The organism is Escherichia sp. MOD1-EC6819 (genome assembly GCF_002965765.1).
GTDB classification, from domain to species: Bacteria; Pseudomonadota; Gammaproteobacteria; order Enterobacterales; family Enterobacteriaceae; genus Escherichia; species Escherichia ruysiae.
Genome location: NZ_PTRG01000026.1, coordinates 1 through 4,707 on the forward strand (window position 1 = coordinate 1; position 4,707 = coordinate 4,707).

At 47.8% G+C, this 4,707-nt stretch carries 4 protein-coding genes and 4 tRNA genes; 7 read left to right on the plus strand and 1 reads right to left on the minus strand.

Annotation, left to right across the window (positions count from 1 at the left end; genetic code table 11):
- The first annotated feature begins 249 nt into the window (after window positions 1-249).
- Both murB and birA read left to right on the plus strand, forming a co-directional pair.
- Window positions 250-1,278 carry a UDP-N-acetylmuramate dehydrogenase gene (gene murB, locus A7Z06_RS21315; RefSeq protein ID WP_001016676.1) on the plus strand — a complete coding sequence of 343 codons (1,029 nt, stop codon included), beginning with the start codon at window positions 250-252 and terminating at the stop codon, window positions 1,276-1,278.
- Entirely contained in the window at window positions 1,275-2,237 is a 963-nt protein-coding gene (gene birA, locus A7Z06_RS21320) for a bifunctional biotin--[acetyl-CoA-carboxylase] ligase/biotin operon repressor BirA (protein ID WP_000654642.1), read from the plus strand. The genes murB and birA overlap by 4 nt, the downstream gene beginning before the upstream one ends.
- Window positions 2,238-2,268: 31 nt before the next feature.
- Here birA and coaA read toward each other — a convergent pair whose 3' ends face one another.
- On the minus strand, window positions 2,269-3,219 hold the full coding sequence (gene coaA / locus A7Z06_RS21325; protein ID WP_000023078.1) for a type I pantothenate kinase: 951 nt from the start codon (window positions 3,217-3,219) through the stop codon (window positions 2,269-2,271).
- 361 nt (window positions 3,220-3,580) lie between these two features.
- Between coaA and A7Z06_RS21335 the strand changes: the two genes are divergently transcribed.
- The 5 genes from A7Z06_RS21335 to A7Z06_RS21355 all read left to right on the plus strand — a co-directional run.
- Window positions 3,581-3,656: transfer RNA gene (locus A7Z06_RS21335), tRNA-Thr, on the plus strand.
- An 8-nt stretch (window positions 3,657-3,664) separates the two neighbouring features.
- Window positions 3,665-3,749, plus strand: a tRNA-Tyr gene (locus tag A7Z06_RS21340).
- Window positions 3,750-3,865: 116 nt separating this feature from the next.
- A tRNA-Gly gene (locus tag A7Z06_RS21345) sits at window positions 3,866-3,940 on the plus strand.
- 6 nt (window positions 3,941-3,946) lie between these two features.
- Window positions 3,947-4,022: transfer RNA gene (locus A7Z06_RS21350), tRNA-Thr, on the plus strand.
- Window positions 4,023-4,136: 114 nt separating this feature from the next.
- On the plus strand, window positions 4,137-4,707 hold a 571-nt coding region (locus A7Z06_RS21355; RefSeq protein ID WP_000031750.1), incomplete at its 3' end, for a GTP-binding protein.

Here is a 4,707-nt window from a genome sequence, read left to right on the forward strand (position 1 = left end):
TGTTTGTCGGTGAACGCTCTCCTGAGCAGGACAAATCCGCCGGGAGCGGATTTGAACGTTGCGAAGCAACGGCCCGGAGGGTGGCGGGCAGGACGCCCGCCATAAACTGCCAGGCATCAGATAAAGCGAAAGGCCATCCGTAAGGATGGCCTTTTTGCGTTTCTACAAACTCTTCCTGTCATCATATCTACAAGCCATCCCCCCGCAGATACGGTAAACTAGCCTCGTTTTTGTATCAGGAAAGCAGCTATGAACCACTCCTTAAAACCCTGGAACACATTTGGCATTGATCATAATGCTCAGCACATTGTATGTGCCGAAGACGAACAACAACTACTCAATGCCTGGCAGCATGCAACCGCAGAAGGACAACCCGTTCTTATCCTGGGTGAAGGAAGTAATGTACTTTTTCTGGAAGACTATCGCGGCACGGTGATCATCAACCGGATCAAAGGTATCGAAATTCATGATGAACCTGATGCGTGGTATTTACATGTAGGAGCCGGAGAAAACTGGCATCGCCTGGTAAAATACACTTTGCAGGAAGGTATGCCTGGTCTGGAAAATCTGGCATTAATTCCTGGTTGTGTCGGCTCATCACCTATCCAGAATATTGGTGCTTATGGCGTAGAATTACAGCGCGTTTGCGATTATGTTGACTGCGTTGAGCTAACGACAGGCAAGCAAGTGCGCTTAACTGCCAAAGAGTGCCGTTTTGGCTATCGCGACAGTATTTTTAAGCATGAATATCAGGACCGCTTCGCCATTGTTGCTGTAGGTCTGCGTCTGCCAAAAGAGTGGCAACCTGTACTGACTTACGGTGACTTAACTCGTCTGGAGCCTTCAACAGTAACGCCACAGCAAGTATTTGATGCGGTGTGCCATATGAGAACTACAAAGCTGCCCGATCCAAAAGTGAACGGCAATGCTGGTAGTTTCTTCAAAAATCCTGTTGTATCTGTGGAAACGGCTAACGCGTTGTTGGCACAATTTCCAACGGCACCGAATTACCCTCAGGCGGATGGTTCAGTAAAACTGGCTGCTGGCTGGCTCATCGATCAGTGTCAGCTAAAAGGGACGCAAATGGGTGGGGCTGCGGTACACCGTCAACAGGCGTTAGTTCTCGTCAATGAAGGCAATGCAAAAAGCGAAGATGTCGTGCAACTGGCACATCATGTAAGACAGAAAGTTGGTGAAAAATTTAATGTCTGGCTTGAGCCCGAAGTTCGCTTTATTGGTGCATCAGGTGAAGTTAGCGCAGTGGAGACGATTTCATGAAGGATAATACCGTTCCACTGAAATTAATCACGCTGTTAGCGAATGGCGAATTTCACTCTGGCGAGCAGCTGGGTGAAACGTTAGGAATGAGCCGGGCGGCCATTAATAAACACATTCAAACACTGCGTGACTGGGGCGTTGATGTCTTTACCGTTCCGGGTAAAGGATACAGCCTACCTGAGCCCATTCAGTTACTTAATGCTGAACAGATATTGAGTCAGCTGGATAGCGGTAGTGTAGCCGTGCTGCCAGTAATTGACTCCACTAATCAGTACCTTCTTGATCGTATCGAAGAGCTTAAATCGGGCGATGCCTGTGTCGCAGAATATCAGCAGGCAGGCCGTGGTCGCCGTGGTCGGAAATGGTTTTCGCCTTTTGGCGCAAACTTATATTTGTCGATGTTCTGGCGTCTGGAACAAGGCCCGGCTGCGGCAATTGGTTTAAGTCTGGTTATCGGTATCGTGATGGCGGAAGTATTACGCAAGCTGGGTGCAGATAAAGTTCGCGTTAAATGGCCTAATGACCTCTATCTACAGGATCGCAAGCTGGCAGGCATTCTTGTGGAGCTGACTGGCAAAACCGGCGATGCAGCGCAAATAGTCATTGGCGCCGGGATCAACATGGCAATGCGTCGTGTTGAAGAGAGTGTCGTTAACCAGGGATGGATCACATTGCAGGAAGCAGGGATCAATCTTGATCGTAATACGTTGGCGGCCATGCTAATACGTAAATTACGCGCGGCGCTGGAACTCTTCGAGCAAGAAGGATTGGCACCTTATCTTTCGCGTTGGGAAAAGCTGGATAATTTTATTAATCGCCCAGTGAAACTTATCATTGGTGATAAAGAAATATTTGGTATTTCACGCGGAATAGACAAACAGGGCGCTTTATTGCTTGAGCAGGACGGAATAATAAAACCCTGGATGGGTGGTGAAATATCCCTACGTAGCGCAGAATAATAAATAAGGGGAGCATTAGCTCCCCTTTAAATTATTTGCGTAATCTGACTTCTTCTACCGCATGATTAGCACTTTTCGTCAGGATTAAACTGGCTCGCTCGCGAGTAGGTAGAATATTTTGCTTTAAGTTCAGCCAGTTGATCTCTTTCCACAACGTCATGGCAGTCTTAATAGCTTCTTCTTTAGTTAATTTCGCGTAGTTATGGAAATAGGAATCCGGGTCTGTAAAAGCCCCTTCGCGGAATTTCAGAAAACGGTTGATATACCACGTCTGAAGTAAGTCTTCCGGTGCATCAACATATATCGAAAAATCGACGAAATCAGAAACAAATACATGATGTGGGTCGTGCGGATAATCCATCCCACTCTGTAGGACATTTAACCCTTCAAGGATTAAAATATCAGGCTGAACAACGGTTTTATCACCATTTGGGATTACATCATAAATAAGATGTGAGTAAACCGGTGCCGTAACGTTTGGTACACCCGATTTGAGATCGGAAACAAACTTCACCAGACGATGCATATCATACGATTCCGGGAAGCCTTTCTTTTTCATCAACCCGCGTTCTTTAAGCACTTTGTTGGGATGAAGAAAACCATCGGTAGTGATCAGTTCAACACGACGATGTTCCGGCCAACGGCTTAATAGTGCCTGTAATACACGGGCGGTTGTACTTTTTCCTACAGCTACACTGCCTGCGATGCTGATAATGTAAGGAATGCGTTGTCCGTTAGTGCCAAGAAACTGTTCCAGAACTGCCTGACGGCGCAGATTCGAGCTTATATAGAAGTTCAGCAAACGCGACAAAGGCAAATAGATCTCGGCAACTTCTTCTAACGAGAGATCTTCATTTATACCTTTGAGACGGGCGATCTCATCTTCCGATAACGTCATCGGTACGGAATCACGCAGAGCTGCCCACTGGTTGCGGTCAAACTGTAGGTAAGGCGTCATTAACGTTTGCTCTTTTATACTCATAAGCATGTTTCTGACGGTCATAGCTCTATCGGCAAAGCGATATTTGCCATGGCGCGTCACAGTTCTGTTGAATGGGTTAATGGGCAGGAGGGTAACACCAGATGGGGAGGAATAATAAGAAAAAATCGCTTCCGGGAAGCTATCGGTGAAAAGCAATGTGACAGATATTCCATCTGATAAAAAGAATGGTGTTTTAACTGGCGCATATTGTTAAGCAGAACAATGCTGAAAAAATGTGCTAATCTGCTCATTGTTCGACTGTTTCTTCATCGAGTTGTTTAAAATATGACCAACAAAACAAATTATGCAATTTTTTAGTTGCATGAGCTCGCATGTCTCCATAGAATGCGCGCTACTTGATGCCGACTTAGCTCAGTAGGTAGAGCAACTGACTTGTAATCAGTAGGTCACCAGTTCGATTCCGGTAGTCGGCACCATCAAGTCCGGTGGGGTTCCCGAGCGGCCAAAGGGAGCAGACTGTAAATCTGCCGTCACAGACTTCGAAGGTTCGAATCCTTCCCCCACCACCAATTTCGGCCACGCGATGGCGTAGCCCGAGACGATAAGTTCGCTTACCGGCTCGAATAAAGAGAGCTTCTCTCGATATTCAGTGCAGAATGAAAATCAGGTAGCCGAGTTCCAGGATGCGGGCATCGTATAATGGCTATTACCTCAGCCTTCCAAGCTGATGATGCGGGTTCGATTCCCGCTGCCCGCTCCAAGATGTGCTGATATAGCTCAGTTGGTAGAGCGCACCCTTGGTAAGGGTGAGGTCGGCAGTTCGAATCTGCCTATCAGCACCACTTCTTTTCTCCTTCCTGTTTTTTCCTTCTGTTTATTGCATTCAACAAGTCGGGCATGTTGCCTGGTTGATGTGGTGATATCACCGATTTATCCGTGTCTTAGAGGGACAATCGATGTCTAAAGAAAAGTTTGAACGTACAAAACCGCACGTTAACGTCGGTACTATCGGCCACGTTGACCATGGTAAAACAACGCTGACCGCTGCAATCACTACCGTACTGGCTAAAACCTACGGCGGTGCTGCTCGCGCATTCGACCAGATCGATAACGCGCCGGAAGAAAAAGCTCGTGGTATCACCATCAACACTTCTCACGTTGAATACGACACCCCGACCCGTCACTACGCACACGTAGACTGCCCGGGGCACGCCGACTATGTTAAAAACATGATCACCGGTGCTGCGCAGATGGACGGCGCGATCCTGGTTGTTGCTGCGACTGATGGCCCGATGCCGCAGACTCGTGAGCACATCCTGCTGGGTCGTCAGGTAGGCGTTCCGTACATCATCGTGTTCCTGAACAAATGCGACATGGTTGATGACGAAGAGCTGCTGGAGCTGGTTGAAATGGAAGTTCGTGAACTTCTGTCTCAGTACGACTTCCCGGGCGACGACACTCCGATCGTTCGTGGTTCTGCTCTGAAAGCGCTGGAAGGCGACGCAGAGTGGGAAGCGAAAATCCTGG

Excerpts from the sequence above, each read along its gene's own strand:
- murB (WP_001016676.1), top strand. The coding sequence starts at position 250 with ATGAACCACTCCTTAAAACCCTGGAACACATTTGGCATTGATCATAAT.
- birA (WP_000654642.1), top strand. The coding sequence starts at position 1,275 with ATGAAGGATAATACCGTTCCACTGAAATTAATCACGCTGTTAGCGAAT.
- coaA (WP_000023078.1), bottom strand. The coding sequence starts at position 3,219 with ATGAGTATAAAAGAGCAAACGTTAATGACGCCTTACCTACAGTTTGAC.